This window comes from Xanthomonas sp. A1809, from assembly GCF_017746015.1.
In the GTDB taxonomy this organism is placed as follows: Bacteria; Pseudomonadota; Gammaproteobacteria; order Xanthomonadales; family Xanthomonadaceae; genus Xanthomonas; species Xanthomonas euvesicatoria.
In genome coordinates this window covers 1-4,580 of the sequence record NZ_JAGHWZ010000047.1, presented here as the reverse complement: position 1 = coordinate 4,580, position 4,580 = coordinate 1, and the positions used below count along the sequence as shown (strand labels likewise).

3 protein-coding genes and 2 pseudogenes are annotated in these 4,580 nt (G+C 53.3%); all 5 read left to right on the top strand.

Going from position 1 to position 4,580, the window contains the following annotated elements; all coding sequences use genetic code 11:
- Positions 1–299 (top strand): annotated as a pseudogene (locus J7396_RS22715) (hypothetical protein); the annotation flags it as partial.
- Between the two features lie 54 nt (positions 300–353).
- The gene (locus J7396_RS22155) at positions 354–845 is read left to right on the top strand and encodes a DUF4189 domain-containing protein (RefSeq protein WP_011051705.1); all 492 of its coding nucleotides are present in this window, start codon (positions 354–356) and stop codon (positions 843–845) included.
- Between the two features lie 187 nt (positions 846–1,032).
- Entirely contained in the window at positions 1,033–1,620 is a 588-nt protein-coding gene (locus tag J7396_RS22150; protein ID WP_228737251.1) for a lysozyme inhibitor LprI family protein, read from the top strand.
- 44 nt (positions 1,621–1,664) lie between these two features.
- Positions 1,665–3,011 (top strand): peptidoglycan-binding domain-containing protein, encoded by a 1,347-nt coding sequence (locus tag J7396_RS22840; protein WP_315850414.1) that lies wholly within the window; start codon positions 1,665–1,667, stop codon positions 3,009–3,011.
- 75 nt (positions 3,012–3,086) lie between these two features.
- Positions 3,087–4,484, top strand: a pseudogene (locus J7396_RS22140) (VirB4 family type IV secretion/conjugal transfer ATPase); the annotation flags it as partial.
- Positions 4,485–4,580 lie beyond the last annotated feature (96 nt).

Genomic DNA, 4,580 nt, shown 5'->3' with positions numbered 1-4,580 from the left:
GATTAGGACTGGTGTTAACGACGTTGATCATCACCGCACCGCCCATGGCAGCTGCCTTCTTCCAGGGTACGCTGGGCCAGTTCACGGCGTACTCGGCGCTGGGGCAGCTGGATCGAGGCGGTCAGTCAGCTCCGGCTTCTGGGCGGCCTTATGAGCCGGGGGCGCCGGCTCCTGACACTAATAAAGGGAGGGATCAATTCAATCCGTCTGGACAGGGATCTAGGCAATCTCAATATGCAAATAACGATACCGACACTGCTCCTAGCGGAAGATTTGGTAAAGCTAATTCAACTTCCTGATCAGTTAGTCCATAAAGTTTCAGGTAGCTCATAAGGACTAGAATCGGGGGTTTTATGAAATTATTTATTTTACTAATTTTTCTGTTTAGTTCCTCAGCTGCCTGGGGACAGACTGCTTGCCCAAGCGGTGTGGCTCCTGGAAGCCCTCAGTGTGGGCCAGATTCTGGTACATCGAGAGGTGATATCCCTCAACCGCCTCCTAGGCCCACCGGTGAGTGGCTCAAAACATGGGGAGCCATTGCTAGCTCGGATAATGGAGACATCGGAAGTAGCACTGGCAAGCTTTCCGAGAATGAAGCCAGAGTGGAAGCCTTAAAGGTATGCTCAGACTTTGGAAATTCTGATTGCAAGGTGAATTTCACGTACAAGAATCAGTGTGTCGCTGTTGTGCAGGCTGCAAAGGGCCGGACTGGTGGGAAAATTATCAGTGCAGCAACTGAAGAGATAGCAAAAAAAGATGCTCTTGATGAATGTTTAAAAGAATCTGGTGCTAAGTGTTACGTCAGAGGTACGGATTGTTCCAAGCCATTTTTTAGGAAATTTTAATCCAAAAGCGTAAGATGGATTATTATTTAGAATAAATGGCTGGTTTTTAGTGTGAGCGCCATATTTATTCGGAAAAAATTATTTTATCTTTTTTAAAGTGAAGGTGTTGTCCTTGTATGGTTAGGTGTACTGATTTTCCTGATCCATTCTTTGAAGTGCTAGCTTGACCTAACTTGGCGGGGTTTTGATGCCTATTTTTTTCAGAAGGGTAAATCTGGTCTTCGCGGGAGCTGTGTTTTTATTTTTTGCAGCTTGCAAGCAAGAGTCCATGTCGGAAGTGGCTGATGACATTTCCAAGCACTCTCGAAATTTGGAGCAGAATGTAGATTCTGTGAGTCATGCTCAAGGTGCTGAAAGCATCACGGATAAGCAAGAGCGTATTGCCCGCCAACAAGATGAGCTCCTGGAGCAGGCACTTAACAGCGACCAGCAACGGCAGCGTGGTGACCTAGCGAAAGATATAAAGCTGCGATCTTCATACGTTCAATGCGTTAAAAATGCAGGCGCGGTCGTTCCGGCATTGATGGAGTGCAATAGTCAAGAATATGCTTATCAGGATGCTCGCCTGAATGCGGCTTATAAACGCCTCTTGAAAAGATGGCCGGCAGAAAAGAAAGATCGGCTAAAGCAAGAGGAGCGCGATTGGATAAAGTGGCGGGACACACTTTGCAAATCGAATGGTGCGCTCGGTGGCGGGCAGGCGGAAGAATTGGAAGACACTTCTTGTAATTTGAATGCAACCGCGCAACGCGCCGAAGAACTGGAGAAGCGCTAATCATCCGGTTTTATAATGAACTGGTCAAATGCGAGGGTTTAACGATGGCAACTATGGATGGATGGCATTTGGGTATGACGTCTGCGCGGCATGAAAGTGGTCGGCGCGGTGTAGAGACAATCTCTACGGGTAAGGGAGACCACGGCGGCGTTTCTTACGGGGCTTATCAGCTTTCCTCTAAATCAGGCACTCTACGAGAGTACTTGGATCAATCACGTTATGCAGGCGAGTTTGCAGGGCTGTCTCCTACGACAGATGCTTTTGACGCGAAGTGGACTCAGCTTGCGCGCATTGATGCTGCGTTCGGCCAAGATCAGCATGATTTTATCAAGAGTACACACTACGACAAGCAGGTCGCGGCTCTAAAAGCTGGTGGGCTAGATCTAAGTGATCGTGGAGCTGCTGTTCAGGACGCTATCTGGAGCACATCGGTGCAGTATCGCACCTTGACTCCATCGTTGTTTCGAAAAGGACTTGAGGAAAAGTTTGGCGACAATTATCAATTGTCTGATTTATCAGATAGGCAGATTGTTGAGGCATTACAAGACTACAAGTACTCTCATACTGAAACATTGTTCAAAAGTTCTCCTACTCAATGGGATTCGCTACGTGATCGAGCGCTTGAGGAGAAACACGATTTAATTGGCTTAACTGAAGGTCGCCTACCTGCGCAAGGTAAATCGTCTGGATCCCAACGGTCTCCATCACCTCATGATGGCAAGTTGGAACAAGGCGAGCACGGCGAATCCGTGAAACAGTTGCAAGGCCAACTCGCTCAGCTCGGCGCAACCGGCCGTGACGGCAAGGCGCTGCAGGCCGATGGTGATTTCGGCGGCAATACCAAGTTCGCGGTGGAGCAATTCCAGCGCGCACATGGCCTGCAAGTCGATGGTGTAGTGGGGCAGCAAACACAGGCGGCACTCGGGAAAGCATTGTCGCAGCAGACGACCAAACACGCCGAGCAGAGCAGTGCTCAGGGTGTCCCTTCACATGCCACATCTGCTCCGTTGCTTTCCGATCCTCGCCACCCCGACAATGGCATGTTCGTCGGTACGGTAGGCAAGCTGGAGGCCTTGGGCGAGCGCGGTGGATTTTCCAACCGCAAGGAGCTGGAGCAGGCGGCCGGGCAGATCGTGTTCGAGGCCAAGGTGAGTGGTCTGCAGCGTATCGACAATGTGGTACCGAACAGGAGCGGCGACGGCTTCTTCGCGGTACAGGGCGAGATGACCGACCCGGCGATGCAGCGTGTGTTTGTGGATCGCAATCAAGCGCAGAACCAGCCGTTGGAACAGAGCAGCCATCAGGCGGCGGAGGAAAGCCAGCGCCAAGTCCAGCAAAATGCGCACCAAGCACAGCAAAACGTCGAGACACGCAGAGGCCCCAGCCTGTAAAGGCAGATAACGTTCGATGGATGGCCCCGGCACTCACCGGGGCCATTTTTTTTTTCGCAAGAGCGTAATGTATTGGCCAAGGAAGATCTTGCGATCGCCTCGTCATTTTATTCGCAGCTGCCAGGCAACTGGCGCTTCCGTACGCGCATCGCCAACCTGAGCTCGCTCAATTTCCTCGGCTTGTCGCCGCTGCACAATTTCGCCCAGGGCAAGCAGCACAATAACCCATGGGGTGACTGCGTCACTACCCTGCAGACAACCAATGGGCAGCCGTATTACTTCAACTTCCATGCGACGCATCCGTCTGAAAACTCCCTGGGAGAGAAGGCCATCGGTAACACGATGGTGATCGGTAAGTCGGGTACCGGTAAGACGGCGCTGATCAACTTCCTGTTGAGTCAGGTGCAGAAGTTCGACCCGATTCCGACCATCTTCTTCTTCGACAAGGACCGCGGCGCGGAGATTTTTGTGCGCGCGTGCGGTGGCAACTACCTGGCGCTGGAAAATGGTTCGCCGACTGGCTTCAATCCTTTCCAGTGCGAGCGCAATGAAGCCAACACCCAATTCCTGGCCGAGTTGATCAAGGTGCTGGGCGGCAAGGCCGAATACAGCGCCCGTGAGGAAGAGGACATCTATCGCGCGGTGGAGGGCATGCTGGACACGCCGATGCACCTGCGCAGCATGAGCAATTTCCGCAAGAGCCTGCCCAACATGGGCGACGACGGCCTGTATGCGCGTCTGCGCCGCTGGACCGCTGGCAATTCGCTCGGTTGGGTGTTCGACAATCCGGTGGATACGATCGACCTGACGCGGGCGTCGATCATCGGGTTCGACTACACCGACGTGATCGACAACGCTGAAGTGCGCGTGCCGGTGATCAATTACCTGCTGCACCGCCTGGAAGCGCTGATCGACGGCCGCCCGCTGATCTACGTGATGGACGAGTTCTGGAAGATCCTGGACGGCAAGGGTGGCCTGAAGGAATTTGCCAAGAACAAGCAGAAGACCATCCGAAAGCAGAACGGCCTGGGCATTTTCGCCACACAGAGTCCCGAAGACGCACTGGCCAGCGACATTGCCGCTGCATTGATCGAGCAGACGGCCACCATGATCCTGCTGCCGAACCCGAATGCCAGCCGCGACGATTACATGGAAGGGCTCAAGCTCACCGACGCCGAATATCAGGTTGTAGTGTCGCTGGATGAGCGCTCGCGCTGTTTCCTGGTCAAGCAGGGCCACGCGTCGGCGGTGTGCCAGCTCAACCTGCGCGGGATGGATGACGCGCTGTCGGTGATTTCCTCGTCCACCGACAATATCGAGATCATGCACCAAATTCTGGCGGGCAAGGCCGGCAAGCTGGGCGTCACCGTGGACCAACTGACGCCGGAGCAATGGTTGGCCGATTTCTATGCCAACCGCAAGGGCTCGGGCAAGCGCAAGTCGGCCAAGGACAAGGAGGTCGAAGATGCATAGTCAGTCCAGGCACGCGAAGCGGTTCCACACCGCACCATCTTTATTTGTGTCACAGGAGGCGAAGAACACCATGGCAATCAAGTTCAGACATTTTTC